The sequence below is a fragment of the Pseudomonas sp. URMO17WK12:I7 genome (genome assembly GCF_003269045.1).
GTDB lineage: Bacteria > Pseudomonadota > Gammaproteobacteria > Pseudomonadales > Pseudomonadaceae > Aquipseudomonas > Aquipseudomonas putida_J.
In genome coordinates this window covers 310,136-326,370 of the sequence record NZ_QLTL01000002.1, presented here as the reverse complement: position 1 = coordinate 326,370, position 16,235 = coordinate 310,136, and the positions used below count along the sequence as shown (strand labels likewise).

The following is a 16,235-nucleotide window of genomic DNA, read 5'->3' as shown; positions in this document are numbered from 1 at the left end:
GGGACTTACTCCTTGACCGTCAGGTTCACCACACGGTTGGTACGGTCCACCGGCCGCACCTCTTGCCCCTCGCGCAGCACATGGCCGCCGGCGGCGACCACCCAGTCGCCTGGAGCAAGGCCTTCGAGCACCGGCACGGTTTCACTGCCATAAGGGCCAAGGCGCACCATGGCCCGCTCCAGGCGGCTGTCCTTGTTGACGCGCCAGACATAGGCCTGGCCGTTTTCGGCGGTGACTGCCGACAGCGGCACTGCCAGTGGGATCACCCCGTCATGGGCAATGAACACCCGCGCACTCTGGCCGAGTTCGGCTGGCACCTTGGCCGAGCTGAAGGCAATCCGTGCGGCGAAGGTGCGTGAACGCGGGTCGGCTGCAGGTGACAGCTCGCGAATACGCCCCGGGAAGCGCTGGTTGGGGTGCGACCACAATTCGATGCTGACATCCTGGCCCACGGCAAAGCGGGCGAACTGCTGCTCCGGCAGACCGATGGCCACTTCACGCTCACCGTCGGCGGCGAGTGTGAACACGGTTTGCCCGGCTGCAACCACCTGGCCGACTTCCACCTGACGCTTGGCGATCAGGCCTGCCTGCGGCGCACGCAACACCGCGTAATCAGCCTGGTTGCCGGCCACGTCGTATTCAGCTTTGGCCTGTTTCAGGCGGGCCAGGCCAGCGCGGTAGAGGTTTTCTGCGTTGTCGTACTGGGAGTGGCTGACCATCTGCCGATCCAGCAGCTTCTGGTAGCGGTCGCGTTCGGTGCGTACCAGCGACAGGTTAGCTTCGGCTGCCGCCAACTGGGCGCGGTTGGCCTCCAGCTGCAGGCGCACGTCCTGCGGGTCGAGCTCGGCCAGCGGCTGCTCAGCCTTGACTCGCTGCCCCTCCTCCACCAGGCGCTTGCTGACCTTGCCGCCAATGCGGAAGGCCAGCTCGGGCTCGAAGCGCGCACGCACTTCGCCGGGGTAACTGTCAGCAGCGGCTTCGGCCGGCTGCGGCTGGACCACCAGGGCCGGGCGCGGCGCGGCAGGCGCGGCGGCTTCCTGGCCGCAGGCTGCCAGCAACAGCGCGGCAGTAGCGGGCAGGGCGAGGGACAAGGCATGGCGCAACATGATGAATCCTTTCGCGAAGTGCACATCGAATATTTATACTGGCGAGTATATTAAATCAGGGAACCGAGGCCGGGAAGCCAGCGTCGGAAAGAAAATCAACATTCACGATGGTCGCGACCTACAGCCGGAAGCCGTTCGAGCCGGTAAGATGGGCGCCCCTTCAACCAGATGCGGATTCCAATGTCCAACGACGCACCCAACGGCCCGGGGCGGCCCAAGGACCTGGCCAAGCGCGAGGCCATCCTCGAAGCCGCCAAGGCCCTGTTCCTCAGCCTTGGCTATGCCAACACCAGCATGGATGCGGTCGCTGCGGCGGCAGGTGTTTCAAAGCTCACGGTCTACAGCCACTTCACCGACAAACAGACGCTATTCGGTTCGGCGGTCATGGCGACCTGCCAGAATCAGTTACCCGACCTGATGTTCGAGTACCCGGAAGGTGCGCCGGTGGAGCAAGTGCTGCTGAATATCGGCCGTAGCTTCCAGGCGCTGATCAGTAGCGACGAGGCGGTCAAGCTCAGCCGGCTGATCATGGCACTGGGCAGCCAGGACCCGAGGTTTGGCGAGTACTTCTACGAAGCCGGGCCCAAGCGCGTGCTGGCGGGGATGGAAGCGCTGTTGCGCGGGATCGACGAGCGCGGGTTGCTGCGGATTGCAAATCCGTTGAGTGCGGCTGAGCACTTCTTCTGCCTGGTCAAGGGCGCGCCGGATTACCGCTTGCTACTGGGCTGTGCCGAGCCTCTGGAAGGGGATGAAGCCGAGGCACATGTGCGCGAAGTGGTCGGGGTGTTCATCCGGGCGTTCAAGGCCTGAGTCAGCCTGTGACGGCCTCTTCGCGGCTAAAGCCGCTCCTACAGGGATCGCGCAGTACCTGTAGGAGCGTGCAGGTGATCAGGCCTTCAGAGCCTTCTTTGGATAAATGTCATACCGGCTCGATTTGCCTTCCAGGCTATGGCTTGGCTTCGGCCCGTCGATGATCGGTGCCTTGCGTGGCCGCTTCACCACCACCCGGTGGCTGGCCAGCGCCAAGGCTGCTTCGAGCAGGGCTGGCGCATCCATGTCATCACCGACCAGAGGCCTGAACACCCGCATTTCTTTCTTCACCAATGCGCTCTTGTCGCGGTGCGGGAACATCGGGTCGAGGTAGACCACCTGCGGCGGCTCGCCCTCCCATGCACGCATGCGCTCGATGGCGTTGCCGGTAAGCAGACGCATACGCCCGACGATAGGCCCTACCTCGTCATCGGCCCTGGCGCGCGCCAAGCCATCTTCGAGCAACGCTGCGATCAGCGGCTGGCGCTCGATCAGGGTCATCTGGCAACCCAGGCTGGCCAGCACGAACGCGTCCTTGCCCAAACCTGCCGTGGCATCCAGCACTTGGGGACGCACGCCCTGGGCAATACCGACCGCCTTGGCAATCATCTGCCCGTTGCCGCCACCGAACTGGCGACGATGTGCCGCCTGGCCCTCTACAAAGTCGACGCGCACCGGCCCCGGCGCCTGCGGCCCAAGTTGCTGGATCTGCAAGCCGTCAGCACCGACCTGCACGGCAAACCCGGCCGCGTCATCCACCCGTGGAAGCCCCAGGCGCTCGGCCCATGCGTTGGCCTGCGCGGCATATTCCGGTGCTAACGCCTCGACTCTCAGACCTGTGCCCTGTTCCTGCTCTTGCATCGCAACCCGTACCCGAAAAAATGGAAGAAGCCCTTAATGAATAATCGGCCACGGCCGATACAGGCAATATCCCGCTATTCTGCCAGAGCACAGCGCGTACGACTGCCATGTCAGAAACTCTTCCCATCGGTTTGACCTACCTGTCGCCTGTCGGCAACTACGGTCGGCAAAATACCCAGGCACTTGGGGGCGTCAGCCACCTGTGGCAGGATTTCTTTGCCCGCGCGATGGCCGAACAGCACGCGGAAGAACCCGACAGCGTCAGCCAGGCCATGGTCCAGTACGACCAGGCCAGCGGCGAGCCGATCGGCGGGGCCAAGGCCCTGGCCATGATCGAAACCCAGCGCGCCTGCCCGGTGCAGGACACCATCGTCGCGCCGCCCGAGCCATTGTTCCTGCCCAAGGCCGAGCTTGAAGCCCATCTGCTGGAGCCGGCACCGGAGCCGTTCAGCGTGGCCGAGATGATCCAGCAACAGCGCCAGCTCGACATCAGCAACAACTGGCTGCGCCCCGTTGTCATGAGCCAGGGCCACCCGCTCGCAGAACCCGGCCCGGCCCCCTCCCCCCGCCCGCTGCACCTGCCGATTGCCGAATTCGAGATGGACCTGCTCGACCCCGCGCCGGAGCCGTACGACGAGGCGACCATGGCCAAGCAGCAGAGCGAGCTGGCATTCGACATGCACTGGGCACGCCCGGTGGTGCTGAACAACGTTCGCGTGCACGCCTGAGCTCAGCGGCAAACCTGCCAGCGCCCCATGTCCAGATGAAAGTGATTATGGTGAGCGGCGTTGTAGTCCGGCCCCAGCACGGTGCTGAAACTGTCGCAGGCCGCTTGCCGCACCTGCCTTAGAAATTCCCCCTTCTGCCCGCCCGCCTGCCAGTCCCGCGCCAGCACGATGCGCTGCCCGTCCTGCAGGCGAAAACCGCTGATATCCAGCGCGTTGGCCGTGGCGTGCTGGCTCAGGCGCCCCTGCTTGCGGTTGTAGATATTGCGGCAGGCAAAGCTGCCCAGATGATCCACCTGAGCAACAGGCTGGCCGAATACCCGCTGCGCAGCCGCTTGCAGCCCATGCTGCTCGAACAGTGCATACGCCACTGCCAATGGGCAGCTGGCGAGAAAACGGCTGCTAAGCCGGGCTTGGCCTTGCTCGATGCGCCATACGTTCTGCAATGGGCAACTGGCCGATGGTGCACTGTCGGCTTGCGCACGGTAGCGCAGGCCAGAGCTTTCCAGCGCCTGGCGGCACAGACTTGGGTCGTTGCGCAGCCGCGACAGCTTGTAGCGCGTCAGCCAGTTCGGCGGCTGGCTTACATCCAGGGTCGCCCAAGGGTTCCAGGCATCCGGCAGGCGCCAGTCGAATTGCCAGGCCAGGGCCACCGTGAGCGCCAGCCCCCCGCACAGCAGCATTACTGCGCGCATCTTGCCTCAGCGGCGGAACAGGTCGTTGAGCTGGGCGAACGGCAAAGCCTGCTCGCCGTAGCTGAAGGTGCCCTGATCACGGATTTCCAGTGCCGCACGCTGAAACGCGCCCAGCGCCGCACGGGCCAGTGACGAGCCAACACTGATGCGGCGCACGCCCAGGTCCTGCAACTGATTGACGCTCAGCGGCACACCGGCCAGCCCCATCAGCACGTTGACCGGTTTCGGCGCCACGGCCTGTACCACCGCGCGCACCTCATCGACACTGCGCAGCCCGGGGGCATAGAGCACGTCGGCCCCCGCTTCGGCGAAGGCCTGCAGGCGCAGGATGGTGTCGTCCAGGTCCATGCGCCCGTGCAGCAGGTTTTCCGCACGGGCACACAAGGTGAACGGGAATGGCAGGCTGCGGGCAGCTTGCACAGCAGCCCGTACCCGTGCCACGGCCAGTTCGAAGTCATAGATCGGAGCGTCGGCCCGGCCACTGGCATCTTCGATCGAACCGCCTACCAGCCCCGTCTCGGCGGCACGCAGGATGGTCTGGGCGCAGTCCTCGGGCAGGTCGCCGAAGCCGTTTTCCAGGTCGGCGGCCACCGGCAAAGGTGTGGCATCGACGATCACCCCGGCATTTTCCAAGGTTTCGTCAAGGCTCAAGGCGCCTTCGGCATCCGGCCGCCCGAGGCTGAAGGCCAGGCCCGCACTGGTGGTGGCCAACGCTTCGAAGCCGAGGCTGGCCAGCAGCTTGGCGGAGCCGGCGTCCCAGGGGTTGGGGATGACGAAGGCGCCATCGCGCTCGTGCAGTGCCTTGAAGGCTTCGGCTCGCAGGGTCTGTACATCCATGGTCACAACCTCCGGGGGCAGGGAATGGTCAGAGTAGCCCCAGTTGTTCGACCTCGGGGGCGCGCGGCAATTCAGGCAAAGGTGCCAGGCCAGGCAACCGGGTCATCAGCCGCTGGTGGAAGCGCTGAGCCAACGCGGCGGCCTGGCGGTTGTCGGAGGTGTGCAGGAACACATAGGGGCTGCGCCCTTCCTCGATCCAGGCGGCGACCTTGTCCACCCAAGGGGTGAGGAAAGTTTCGTTGGCCGCAAGCTCCGGATGACCGATGAAGCGCACCTGTGGGTGCTGGCTGAAGGCAGCGGGGCGCGGTGGCACCTTGGGCTTTTTCGACTGCGCGTGCAGCACGGCAGGGTCGCGAGAGGTGCAATTGAACAGGGCGCGGGGGTCGAGGCAGATGCGCTCCACGCCACGCTCATGCAACAGGCGGTTGAGCAACCGCTCTTCCTCGCCCTTGGCGAAGAACGCCGGGTTGCGCACTTCCACGGCCACCGGCACGCCGATTTCATCTAGGAAGTGGCACAGCTCGCCGAGCCGTGCGGGGCTGAACCTGGCCGGCAACTGCAGCCAGTACGGCGATACACGCTGGCCCAGTGGTGCCATCAGACGGGTGAAATCAAAGGCAGGCTCCAGCTGATCACGCAGGTCCCCCTCGTGGCTGATGTCCCCGGGAAACTTGGCTGTGAAGCGGAAGTGCGCAGGCATGACCTGCGCCCAGCGCGCAATGGTGCCGGGTGAAGGGCGGGCGTAGAACGTGGTGTTGCCCTCGACGGCGTTGAACACCTGGCTGTAGTAGCCAAGCATTTCGTTAGTGGTCGCGTCGGCGGGATACAGGTAATCGCGCCAGGCGTTTTCGCTCCAGGACGGACAACCCACGAAGTAAGGCAGGGGTGGAGGATTCATCCCTCAAATGTACAGGTCGAGCCCCAGCACTTCCATGTCCCAATCCGTAAAACCGGCCGTGCTGAGGTAGCTGGCCAGCGCAGTGGCGGTGCGCCGGTCACGGGCACGGGGGAATACCCTGTCCTGCTGGCGCGCCGGCAGGCCTGCCGGGCGACGAAGAGCAGCTGCCTCCTGGGTGACTTCGCTTTCCTCGATCAGCTCGGCATCGTCGACACTCTCGTCGCGCACCGCTGCCTTGCGCGGCGTGCGCTTGAGCGGGTAGGACTGCGATGAGAAACCGTCGATACGCATGGTGTGAGCACTCAGGACCAATGATGGCAATTTAGCAGCATCAGGGATCCATCGCTAATGCTCGAGTGATAACTGGACCACAGTTTGCGCCGAAGGTTTTATCGTCAACCGCGATAACCGACGAACAGCATTCAGCGCGCTTTGGGTGTGGCTACATTATCGCGCAAGTAAACCGGTTGCGCCTGTTCGGCGACGATGGCCTCGCCACGCACCCAGGCGAAGCTGGCCAGGCTGAGGATGTCCAGCGCATTGGGCAGTGCCGCAGGGTTGCTGGCGATGGCCTGCACCGCCAGGCGCTCGGCATAGCCCCAGCCGGTGCCGGCACCGAACCAGTCACCGCAGCTGCCATCAGGCAAGGCCACGCGCTCGGGCGGCAGGACTGCTTCCTGGCCCTGCAGGCGCATCTCGCCGGCTTCGGCCTTGTAGCAACCCCAGTACACCTCATCCATGCGCGCATCGATGGCAGCTGCCACCTGTTGCGCACCGTGCTCGCGCAGCGCGCCCTGGGCCAGCGCGGCCAGGTTGGACACTGGCAGCACCGGGCGCTCCAGCGCAAACGCCAGGCCTTGCACCACACCGATGGCGATGCGCACACCGGTGAAGGCGCCCGGGCCACGGCCAAAGGCGATGGCATCCAGTGCGTTCAGCGCAACGCCCGAGTCCGCCAGCAGTTGCTTGATCATCGGCAGCAGCTTCTGCGCATGCATGCGCGGGATCACCTCGTAATGGCTGGTTACCTTGCCGTCATGCAGCAGCGCGACGGAACAGGCTTCGGTGGCGGTATCCAGGGCCAGCAGGGTGGTCATCGAACGGGTATCCAGGTGCTAGGGAAAAAGAGCGGCAGTATAAACGACAACGGCCCGCAAGCGGGCCGTCGTGACGCACGGTGATGGCTCAGCTCAGCGCTGCCAGCACCTTGGCGGTGATCGACTCGACCGAGCCGACGCCTTCGATGTGGCTGTACTTCGGCTTGCCGGCGTTGGCGGCCGACAGCTTCTGGTAGAAGTCCACCAGCGGCTTGGTCTGGCTGTGGTAGACCGACAGGCGGTGACGCACGGTTTCTTCCTTGTCGTCGTCGCGCTGGATCAGGTCTTCGCCGGTGACGTCGTCCTTGCCTTCCACTTTCGGCGGGTTGTACTGAATGTGGTAGGTGCGGCCCGAAGCCAGGTGCACACGGCGGCCAGCCATGCGGCCGACGATTTCTTCGTCGTCGACGGCGATTTCGACCACGGCGTCGATATCCACGCCTGCAGCAACCATGGCTTCGGCCTGCGGAATGGTACGCGGGAAGCCGTCGAACAGGCAGCCATTGGCGCAATCCGGCTGGGCGATGCGCTCCTTGACCAGGCTGATGATCAGCTCGTCGGAAACCAGCTGGCCGGCATCCATGACGTTCTTCAGTTCCAGGCCCAGTGGGGTACCGGCCTTGACGGCGGCGCGCAGCATGTCACCGGTGGAGATCTGTGGAATACCGAACTTCTCGGTGATGAACTTTGCCTGAGTACCTTTACCGGCCCCGGGAGCTCCCAGCAGAATTACGCGCATCTCGTGCTCCTCAAATTTTTTTATGAAATTCAATGGATTCGGCAATCGAGGCCAAGTCCGGAAAATCGGGTATGACCATAAATCGGTCAAAAGGCTGCTCAAGATACACAGCGCCCGGCAGCCAGACAAGCGTCCCAAAGTTGCAGCATTGCGTCATTTCCCGGCAGAGCTGCAGGTGGTTGCGCCCGGCGCAACCACCCTCATCGTCCTGCTCAGGCCCCTTCCCTGCCGACGGCGAAGGGCCGCACCCGCTGGCCTCAACCGGTATTGCGCAGGCCTGCGGCAATACCTGCCACGGTCACCAGCAAGGCCTGCTCCAACGGGCTGTCCAGAGCGGCTTCGCGGCTGCGCGAACGGGCCAGCAACTCGGCCTGTAGGCGGTGCAGCGGGTCCAGATAGGTATTGCGCAGGCTGATGAATTCCAGGGTCTCAGGGCTGTGCGCCAGTAGCACCGGCTGCCCGGTCAGGCCCAATACCACCTGACAAGACTGCGACAATAGGTCGCGCAGGTGCGCACCTAAAGGAAGCAACCCTGGTTGCACTAGACGTTCGTCGTAGGCCTTGGCAATTTCCGCGTCAGCCTTGGCCAGGACCATTTCCAGCATGTCGATGCGGGTGCGGAAGAACGGCCACCGCTCGCGCATCTGCGCCAGCAGCTCGCCTTGGCCACGCGCCAGGGCATTGCTCAGGGCGGTTTCCCACCCCAGCCAGGCAGGCAGCATCAGGCGTGTCTGGGTCCAGCCGAAGATCCACGGGATCGCCCGCAGGCTCTCGATGCCACCGGCACGGCGCTTGGCCGGGCGGCTGCCCAGCGGCAAGCGGCCCAGCTCCTGTTCGGGGGTCGACTGGCGGAAGTATTCGACGAAATCAGGGTTTTCCCGTACCACGCCGCGGTAGGCCTTCAGGCCATCGGCCGCCAGCTGGTCCATCAGTGCGCGCCAGGCTGGCTCTGGTGGCGGCGGCGGCAGCAAGGTGGCTTCGAGCACGGCGGCCAGGTAAAGGTTGAGGTTCTGCTCGGCGATGCCCGGCAAGCCGAACTTGAAGCGGATCATCTCACCCTGCTCGGTGGTGCGGAAGCGCCCTGCCACAGAGCCTGGCGGCTGTGACAGGATCGCCGCATGGGCCGGGCCGCCGCCACGCCCAACGGTGCCTCCGCGGCCGTGGAACAGCAGCAGCTCGACCTGATGCTCGCGGCAGATGCGCACCAGGTTTTCCTGGGCGCGGTACTGGGCCCAGGCGGCCGCCGTGGTGCCAGCGTCCTTGGCCGAGTCGGAATAACCGATCATTACTTCCTGCGGCCCGCGCAGGCTGGCGCGGTAGCCCGGCAGGCCAAGCAGGCGCTGCATCACAGGGCCCGCGTTGTCCAGGTCGGCCAAGGTTTCGAACAGCGGCACCACGCGCATCGGCCGGGTCAGGCCGGCTTCCTTGAGCAGCAACTGCACGGCCAGCACATCGGAGGCCGCGCCCGCCATCGAGATCACGTAGGAACCCAGCGAGGCGCCCGGTGCAGCGGCGATCTCACGGCAAGTGGCAAGCACTTCAGCAGTCTCTGCCTGGGGTTTGAAGTGCGCAGGCAACAGAGGCCGACGGTTCTTGAGCTCCGCCTGAAGGAATTCGATACGGCGCTCTTCGTCCCAGTCGGCATAACTGCCCAAGCCCAGGTAATCCGTGATTTCAGCCAGTGCATCACAGTGCCGGGCAGCGTCCTGGCGCACATCCAGGCGGCCGAGGAACAGGCCAAAGGTCACCGCCCGGCGCAGGCTGTCGAGCAGCGGGCCATCGGCGATCACGCCCATGCCGCACTCATGCAATGACTGGTAGCACAGTTCCAGCGGGGCGATGAGGTCGCGATTGTCCACCAGCACCTCGGCGCTGGCCGGCTGGTTGCTCGTCAGTGCAGCATGGGCCCAGACGCGGGTGGCCCGCAGGCGGTCACGCAACTGCTTGAGGACGGCCCGGTACGGCTCGGCACTGTCGCCCACACGCTCACGTAGTGCCTGGCTGGCCTGCTGCATGGAGAGCTCGGCGGCCAGCGCATCTACATCACGCAGGAACAGGTCGGCTGCCATCCAGCGGGCCAGCAGCAGCACCTCACGGGTCACCGCGGCCGTGACATTGGGGTTGCCATCACGGTCGCCGCCCATCCACGAGGCGAAGCGGATGGGTGCGGCTTCCAGCGGCAGGCGCAGCCCGGTGGCTTCAAACAGTGCCTTGTCGACCTTGCGCAAGTGGTTGGGAATGGCCTGCCACAGCGAGTGCTCGATCACCGCGAAGCCCCATTTGGCCTCGTCCACCGGGGTTGGCCGGGTGCGGCGGATTTCCTCGGTGTGCCAGGCCTCGGCGATCAGCCGGCGCAGACGTTCACGTACCTGCTGGCGCTCGGCGGGGGTCAGGTCGCGGTGGTCCTGCACGGCCAGCTGGCCGGCGATGGCATCGTATTTCTGGATCAACGTGCGCCGCGCCACTTCGGTTGGGTGGGCGGTAAGCACCAGCTGGATATCGAGCTTGGCCAATTGCCGGGCCAAGGCATCATCCTTGTGCCCGGCCTGCTTCAGCCGCGCCAGCAGCTCGGGCAATACCCGCGCTTCGAACGGTTCTGGCTGGCCAGCATCGCGGCGGCGGATCAGCTGATACTGCTCGGCCATGTTGGCCAGGTTGAGGAACTGGTTGAATGCCCGTGCCACCGGCAGCAGGTCCTCTTCGGCGAGGTCGGCGAGGGTCGAGCTCAACTGCTCGCCAGCTCCACGGCGGTCGGCCTTGGCACTGTGGCGGATACCCTCGATCTTCTGCAGGAACGCATCACCGTGCTGCTGGCGAATGGTCTCGCCGAGCAACTCCCCCAACACATGGACATCTTCACGCAAGCGCACATCGATATCAGTCATTGGCCCTCTCTTCGGCGCGGCTCGCCCGCGCACTGCTCAGGAAACAGCACTGGCCCAAGAGTGCCCACTGCCGGGACGTAATGGCAAGCCGCGATCGCGCAAAGCAAACTAAAGTTAAGGCACAGCAGTCCGATGCAATGCAGCCTTTTCTGGCGTTGACAGAGGTCATCATGAAAATCCGCGAACTCGCCCAGCACTGGGAACAGAATGCCACCGGCACCCTGAGCCCCACCGGCCACGCCTTGCACCTGGACCTGGAGTCCGAAGCGCGGCTGGCGGCCTTGATCGACATGTACCCCAAGCGCACCGCCGAGGAATTGCTCGGCGAACTGGTCGCCGCCGCGCTGGAGGAGCTGGAAGCCAGCTTCCCTTACGTGCAGGGCCGCAAGGTCATCGCCACGGACGAAGAAGGTGACCCCTTGTTTGAAGACGTCGGTCCGACGCCACGTTTTCTGGCCCTTTCGCGGCGGCACCTGCACGACCTCAGCAACACGGGCGACGACAGCGCAAACTGACCTGCCAGCACCTTGTTCCAGGCCTGCAACAGGCCTGGAATACCCCTCCGAGCATTGAAAGTTCCGGGCCAATCCTGCTGACCAATTAGTCAGAAACAGATACGTAGCCTTGGCAACTTTTTTCTGAACTATTCAAAAAAAGGTCAAGTCCCAGCCAATAGCCATCACGCTAAAACCCTGCACACCTGCCCAGGTGCATCGTGAAGCGCAAAGCGCAGGCAATGTCAGGGATTGAGCGATGGACTGCTACGGACATCGTCGTTATCAGGAGTGACCCAATGGAGCTGACCACCATGAAGACCCGCACTGCAAAACCTTCATCCACCCACGTGCGCGGGCTCAAGCTGGCCGCGCTGGCCCTCGGCAGTAGCCTGGTCCTGGCCGGCTGTGCGGGCAAACCGCCCACCGAGCAGTACGCCGTTACCCAGTCCGCCGTGAACTCCGCCGTCAGCGCGGGGGGCACCGAGTTCGCCGCAGTGGAGATGAAAGCGGCCCAGGACAAGTTCAAGCAGGCGGAAATCGCCATGCACGACAAGAAGTACGACGAAGCCAAGCTGCTGGCCGAGCAGGCCGAATGGGATGCCCGCGTCGCCGAACGCAAGGCCCAGGCAGCCAAGGCCCAGAAGGCCGTGCAGGATGCCCGCCAGGGCGTTCAGGACGTACGTCAGGAAGGCTTGCGCAGCGCTCAATGAGCGCCGCCATGCCAACCCAAGCCTTCGCAACTGATCAAAGGATGAACACTATGCGCAATTACGTCATGATTCCCGCCCTGTTGGCCCTCAGCGTCGGCCTCGCCGCCTGCTCCCACGACCCGAACCCCAACCTGGAGTCGGCCCGCACCAACTTCTCGGCACTGCAGAGCGACCCGCAGTCGAGCAAGGTTGCCGCGCTGGAGACCAAGGATGCCCAGGACTGGCTGAACAAGTCCGACAAGGCCTTCATGGACCGTGAAGACAGCAAGAAGGTCGACCAACTGGCCTACCTGACCAACCAGCGCATCGAGGTGGCGAAAGAAACCATCGCCCTGCGCACCGCCGAAAACGAGCTGAAGAATGCCTCGGCCCAGCGTGCCCAGGCCAAGCTCGATGCCCGCGACGCGCAGATCGCCAAGCTGCAGGAAAGCCTGAACGCCAAGCAGACCGACCGCGGCACCCTGGTGACCTTCGGTGACGTGCTGTTCGACTTCAACAAGGCCAATCTCAAGAGCAATGCCTACCCGAACATCACCAAACTGGCCCAGTTCCTTCAGGAAAACCCAGAGCGCAAGGTGATCGTCGAGGGCTACACCGACAGCGTCGGTTCGGCCAACTACAACCAGGGCCTGTCCGAACGCCGCGCCGCCAGCGTGCGCATGGCGCTGGTCCGCGCAGGCGTAGACCCGGCACGCATCGTTGCCCAGGGTTATGGCAAGGAATACCCGATTGCGGACAACGGCAGCAACTCGGGCCGTGCGCAGAACCGCCGGGTGGAGGTGACCATTTCCAACGACAACCAGCCGGTGGCACCGCGTTCGGTGAGCCAAGTCAGCCAGTAAGTCCGGTTAGCGCAAGTGACAAGCCCCGCGATCAATGCGGGGCTTTTCTTTGGGCGCCTGGGCTCATGGCTTGAGAGGGGTAGCGGCTGTGAGATCGAGCGCCGCCCGCGCGGCGCATCGCGGATAAATCCGCTCCTACATCTGTTGCAACGTGCCGAACCTGTTACGCCATGGTTGCCTGCCTTGGCGCATGACTTGAGCCGTGCAAACCGGCTGACCACCATGGCCTCACAGGCATGGCCACGTTGCAACAGATGTAGGAGCGGATTCATCCGCGATGCGCCGCGCGGGCGGCGCTCGATCTCACAGGCGCCAAAAACCCCACGTCAACCCTCACTGCACCTGCTTCGGGGTCTCCTCGCCCATGCAACGCACCGCGCGCTTGCGGCTGTCCACCAGCACGCCGGTCAGGCCTTTCTGTTCGGTATCGAACAGCACCAGCACGCCATCCACGCACTGGGCCACCTGCGGTGCCGGGTCCAGCGAGACCTTGTAGTCTTCGCCAGGGATGGTCTTGAGCATGGTGAAGTCCTGCAGCAGCAGCGCATCCTCAGGTTTGGCGAAATGCAGGTAGCCGTAGTACCAGAGGGCTCCCACCGTCACGATGATGCTGCCGACGCCGGTCAGGATCAGCGGGATGGCGTTGCGTTCTTCACTCATTGCTGGTTCTTCTCGTCAGGGTAGTTGGGCACTTCGGCAAGCCGCCGCAGGCCGTTGAAATGGCTGGGGTCATCGAGAAAGCGCAGCATCACCTGGCGCCACACCGGGTCGGCGAAAGTCTGCACATGGCCGCCACGGGTCAGTTGCAGCACCCTCGGGGCCGGCGCGTTCTGGTACAGGCGGATACCGTTGTCCATCGGCACCAGGGCGTCGTCGATGCTGTGGAAAAACAGCTTCGGCGGGCTGCTAAGTTGCCCGATCGATCGGATCGCACTGTCGCCGTCCGGCACCAGCCAGGACAGCGGCACCTGCAGCGGCCAGGTCATCCACGAAGTACTCAGGGCATAGCGGCCGACACCTCGGTAACTGGCCGGCACGCCGTCGAACACCAAGGCACTGAAGCGCTGGCGCTGATCTGGGTGCTGCGCCAGGTAATGGATCGCCATTGCCCCACCGAGGCTCTGGCCGAGTAGCACCAGGGGCTTGCCCTTGACCTCAGGTGCCTGGTCCAGCCACGCCATCGCCGCAGCGATGTCCTGGTAGACCTCGGGCAAGCTCGGCGAGCCCTCCGACAGGCCATAGCCACGGTAATCGATCATCAGCACCTGGTAACCCTGCTCCGGCAGCCAGTAGCTGCCGCCCAGGTGGCCTGGCAGGTTGCCGCCATTGCCGTGCAGGTGCAGCACCGTCCCTTTCACCTCCACCCCAGCCTTGGCCGGCAGCCACCAGCCATGCAGGCGCAGGCCATCGGCGGTGGTGAATGTGATGTCGCGGTACTCCAGCTTGGCCCGCTGCGGAGTGAACGGCTCGCCAGGTTCCGGGTAGAACAGCAAGCTGCTGCAACCGCCCAGCCCGAGCATGAGCAGGCCCAGGACGAGCAGGCGGCAGCCTTCAGAGAATGTTCGCGTAGTCGGCTTCAATGCGATCCAGGCTCAGGTGGTTGAGGAAGTTGGAGAAGCACATCCAGGCCGACAGTGCGTTGAGGTCACGGAACTGCTCCGGAAGGTACTTGGGTGGCTCCACCAGCCCCTCCTCGACCAGTTGGCGCAGGGTGCGCATGTCTTCCAGAGTGGTCTTGCCGCAGAACAGCAGCGGAATCTGCTCAAGCTTGCCCTTCTTCACGGCCAACTGAATGTAGTTGTAAACCATGATGAAGCCCTTGAGGTAGGACAAGTCCTTGGTAAATGGCAGGCCATTGGGCACCGAGCCGCGGAACACCCGGCTGGCGTTGCTGTAGCTCTGCGTCATCTCGAAGCCTTGTTCGCGGAAGAAGTCGAACACCTGCAGGAAATCAGCCCCCTCCTCGACCATGTGGATGGCGCGGGTGCGGTTGGTCAGCTTGCGCAAGCGGCTGGGGTAGGACGCAAAGGCGATTACCTCCATGAGGATGGCCAGGCCTTCCTGGGTCACCGTCGACGAGGGCGGGCCCTTGGCCAGGAAGGTGCAGATCGGCTGGTTCAGGCCATTGAGCGTGGTGCCCACGTGCACGAGGCCTTCATGCACCTCCAGCGCACGTACGTCGCGGTTGTTGAACATGGCATCGGCACGCACCTTGATATAGTCGGCGCCGGCCGCAGCATCGGCGACGATACCGTCCGACTCGAATACGCGGATGGTTTCTTCGGCTTCGCCAAACACTTTGTTCAGGCGGCGCTGGAGGATGTCCACGGCCTCTTTGGCAGTGAGGTTCTTCGGCTCGTCCTTGAGGTCACCGCGCCCATCGATGTTGTTCAGGTAGTCCGAGAGCATCAGCCCCAGGTCGGCCAGGGTCGGATCACCGGCATGGAAGGCATCGGAGGCCGCGCCGTAGAGTTCCTGGGAGATCAGCCCGAAGTCTTCGGTACCGCGGGCTTCGAGCATGCGCACGACCATGCGGTACTCGCGGCACATGCGCTTCATGATCTGCCCGACCGGGTTGAACTGGCCGAGTTGGCGAATGATGTCACGCTCGATGGCCTGGAACTCGGCCTTCACCGCGCTGGAGTCGAACGCCAGCGGGCGGGCCAGGTAGTAATCGCGGTTAACGGCGGGTGGCTCCTTGCCCTTGGCCTTGAGGAAGCCCTGGCGAATGTTGTCGTCCCATTTCACCGCATCCAGGACCCGGATCGGGGTCTGCGCCGCGACGATGCGGTCAGACAGGGCGCGGATGGTTTGCTGGTATTCGTCCACCGGGGACTCCTTTCTAGAACAAGATACCTGTGCCGGCCCCTTCGCGGCTAAAGCCGCTCCTACAGGATTATCACTCGCCTCAAGCCTGGCGCTGAACCTGTGGGAGCGGCTTCAGCCGCGAAGAGGCCAGCTCGGTCATTTGCCGGAGCGCTGGAACCGCGCCACCTCAACGAACAGGTCGGAGTTGGCTGGATCATCCAGATAGGCCAGCACGCGCGGCGACGGGCTGTCGATCAGCACGCCCTGTTCATTTTCTTCCGCCACCTCAGTGCTGCGCCCGCTCAATTCCTTCTTGTCGACTGCCTGCTGCACCTGCTCGACGTCAAGGTTGTAGACCACCAGTTCCTTGCCATCGACGATGTCGAATCCACCGATCAGGAAGTTGCCGCCCAGGCGCTTGGGCACGCCAGCCGACAGGTACCAGCGGTTGCCATGCCGCGAGACGGTAAACGTGTATTCCTCGGGCGCCTTGCCCTTGGCCGTGGCCACCGCCTTGTAGGCATCGCCACCGCTGCGGCTGATGGTCAGCTTCAGCGGTTCGCCCCAGGCGTCCTTGCTGCTCCATTTGCCGAGCAAGGCCTTGGGCGCCGCCTGGTTGCTCGGCAGCGGCTCATGAAAGGTCACCAGACAACCGCCCAGCAGCAGGAATGACAACGTCAACAACACCACACGCCAGGCTTTCATCAGGTTCTCCTTGAAAGTTC

Annotated in this window: 18 protein-coding genes; 5 read left to right on the top strand and 13 right to left on the bottom strand. The window is 64.2% G+C overall.

Annotated features, from left to right (window positions below):
- Positions 1–5 precede the first annotated feature (5 nt).
- Complete coding sequence (locus tag H040_RS03710) at positions 6–1,106, bottom strand: efflux RND transporter periplasmic adaptor subunit (protein ID WP_027920054.1); 1,101 nt, start codon at positions 1,104–1,106, stop codon at positions 6–8.
- A gap of 168 nt (positions 1,107–1,274) precedes the next feature.
- Here H040_RS03710 and H040_RS03705 point away from each other — a divergent pair, with 168 nt between their 5' ends.
- Entirely contained in the window at positions 1,275–1,916 is a 642-nt protein-coding gene (locus H040_RS03705; RefSeq protein WP_027920055.1) for a TetR/AcrR family transcriptional regulator, read from the top strand.
- Positions 1,917–1,994: 78 nt separating this feature from the next.
- Here H040_RS03705 and H040_RS03700 read toward each other — a convergent pair whose 3' ends face one another.
- Positions 1,995–2,777: a class I SAM-dependent methyltransferase gene (locus tag H040_RS03700; RefSeq protein WP_027920056.1), complete on the bottom strand. Its 783-nt coding sequence runs from the start codon at positions 2,775–2,777 to the stop codon at positions 1,995–1,997.
- Between the two features lie 107 nt (positions 2,778–2,884).
- Between H040_RS03700 and H040_RS03695 the strand changes: the two genes are divergently transcribed.
- The gene (locus tag H040_RS03695) at positions 2,885–3,505 is read left to right on the top strand and encodes a hypothetical protein (RefSeq protein WP_027920057.1); all 621 of its coding nucleotides are present in this window, start codon (positions 2,885–2,887) and stop codon (positions 3,503–3,505) included.
- 2 nt (positions 3,506–3,507) lie between these two features.
- On the opposite strand, the gene H040_RS03690 is transcribed toward H040_RS03695, so the two are convergent.
- The 7 genes from H040_RS03690 to ppc all read right to left on the bottom strand — a co-directional run bounded on the left by H040_RS03690 (position 3,508) and on the right by ppc (position 10,653).
- Entirely contained in the window at positions 3,508–4,197 is a 690-nt protein-coding gene (locus tag H040_RS03690) for an extensin-like domain-containing protein (RefSeq protein ID WP_027920058.1), read from the bottom strand.
- A 6-nt stretch (positions 4,198–4,203) separates the two neighbouring features.
- On the bottom strand, positions 4,204–5,034 hold the full coding sequence (locus tag H040_RS03685; RefSeq protein ID WP_027920059.1) for an isocitrate lyase/PEP mutase family protein: 831 nt from the start codon (positions 5,032–5,034) through the stop codon (positions 4,204–4,206).
- Between the two features lie 28 nt (positions 5,035–5,062).
- Positions 5,063–5,932, bottom strand: coding sequence for a DUF72 domain-containing protein (locus tag H040_RS03680; RefSeq protein WP_027920060.1), 870 nt, complete (start codon positions 5,930–5,932; stop codon positions 5,063–5,065).
- A 3-nt stretch (positions 5,933–5,935) separates the two neighbouring features.
- Positions 5,936–6,223 carry a hypothetical protein gene (locus tag H040_RS03675; protein WP_027920061.1) on the bottom strand — a complete coding sequence of 96 codons (288 nt, stop codon included), beginning with the start codon at positions 6,221–6,223 and terminating at the stop codon, positions 5,936–5,938.
- Between the two features lie 131 nt (positions 6,224–6,354).
- Positions 6,355–7,029, bottom strand: coding sequence for a tRNA (adenosine(37)-N6)-threonylcarbamoyltransferase complex dimerization subunit type 1 TsaB (tsaB, locus tag H040_RS03670; RefSeq protein WP_027920062.1), 675 nt, complete (start codon positions 7,027–7,029; stop codon positions 6,355–6,357).
- Positions 7,030–7,117: 88 nt separating this feature from the next.
- The gene (gene adk / locus H040_RS03665) at positions 7,118–7,768 is read right to left on the bottom strand and encodes an adenylate kinase (RefSeq protein WP_027920063.1); all 651 of its coding nucleotides are present in this window, start codon (positions 7,766–7,768) and stop codon (positions 7,118–7,120) included.
- A 257-nt stretch (positions 7,769–8,025) separates the two neighbouring features.
- Positions 8,026–10,653 (bottom strand): phosphoenolpyruvate carboxylase, encoded by a 2,628-nt coding sequence (gene ppc, locus H040_RS03660; RefSeq protein ID WP_027920064.1) that lies wholly within the window; start codon positions 10,651–10,653, stop codon positions 8,026–8,028.
- A 170-nt stretch (positions 10,654–10,823) separates the two neighbouring features.
- Here ppc and H040_RS03655 point away from each other — a divergent pair, with 170 nt between their 5' ends.
- The 3 genes from H040_RS03655 to H040_RS03645 all read left to right on the top strand — a co-directional run bounded on the left by H040_RS03655 (position 10,824) and on the right by H040_RS03645 (position 12,702).
- The gene (locus H040_RS03655) at positions 10,824–11,168 is read left to right on the top strand and encodes a hypothetical protein (protein ID WP_027920065.1); all 345 of its coding nucleotides are present in this window, start codon (positions 10,824–10,826) and stop codon (positions 11,166–11,168) included.
- A gap of 278 nt (positions 11,169–11,446) precedes the next feature.
- Positions 11,447–11,860, top strand: a complete 414-nt coding sequence (locus H040_RS03650) for a DUF4398 domain-containing protein (RefSeq protein ID WP_027920066.1) — start codon at positions 11,447–11,449, stop codon at positions 11,858–11,860.
- A 50-nt stretch (positions 11,861–11,910) separates the two neighbouring features.
- On the top strand, positions 11,911–12,702 hold the full coding sequence (locus H040_RS03645) for an OmpA family protein (protein ID WP_027920067.1): 792 nt from the start codon (positions 11,911–11,913) through the stop codon (positions 12,700–12,702).
- Between the two features lie 333 nt (positions 12,703–13,035).
- On the opposite strand, the gene H040_RS03640 is transcribed toward H040_RS03645, so the two are convergent.
- From H040_RS03640 to H040_RS03625, 4 genes are all read right to left on the bottom strand, one after another.
- Positions 13,036–13,362: a hypothetical protein gene (locus tag H040_RS03640; RefSeq protein ID WP_027920068.1), complete on the bottom strand. Its 327-nt coding sequence runs from the start codon at positions 13,360–13,362 to the stop codon at positions 13,036–13,038.
- Entirely contained in the window at positions 13,359–14,282 is a 924-nt protein-coding gene (locus H040_RS03635) for an alpha/beta hydrolase (RefSeq protein WP_027920069.1), read from the bottom strand. Before H040_RS03635 ends, H040_RS03640 begins: the two co-directional genes overlap by 4 nt.
- Positions 14,254–15,531: a flavohemoglobin expression-modulating QEGLA motif protein gene (locus tag H040_RS03630; protein WP_027920070.1), complete on the bottom strand. Its 1,278-nt coding sequence runs from the start codon at positions 15,529–15,531 to the stop codon at positions 14,254–14,256. The genes H040_RS03635 and H040_RS03630 overlap by 29 nt, the downstream gene beginning before the upstream one ends.
- Positions 15,532–15,666: 135 nt before the next feature.
- Positions 15,667–16,215 carry a hypothetical protein gene (locus H040_RS03625; protein WP_027920071.1) on the bottom strand — a complete coding sequence of 183 codons (549 nt, stop codon included), beginning with the start codon at positions 16,213–16,215 and terminating at the stop codon, positions 15,667–15,669.
- Positions 16,216–16,235: the final 20 nt, after the last annotated feature.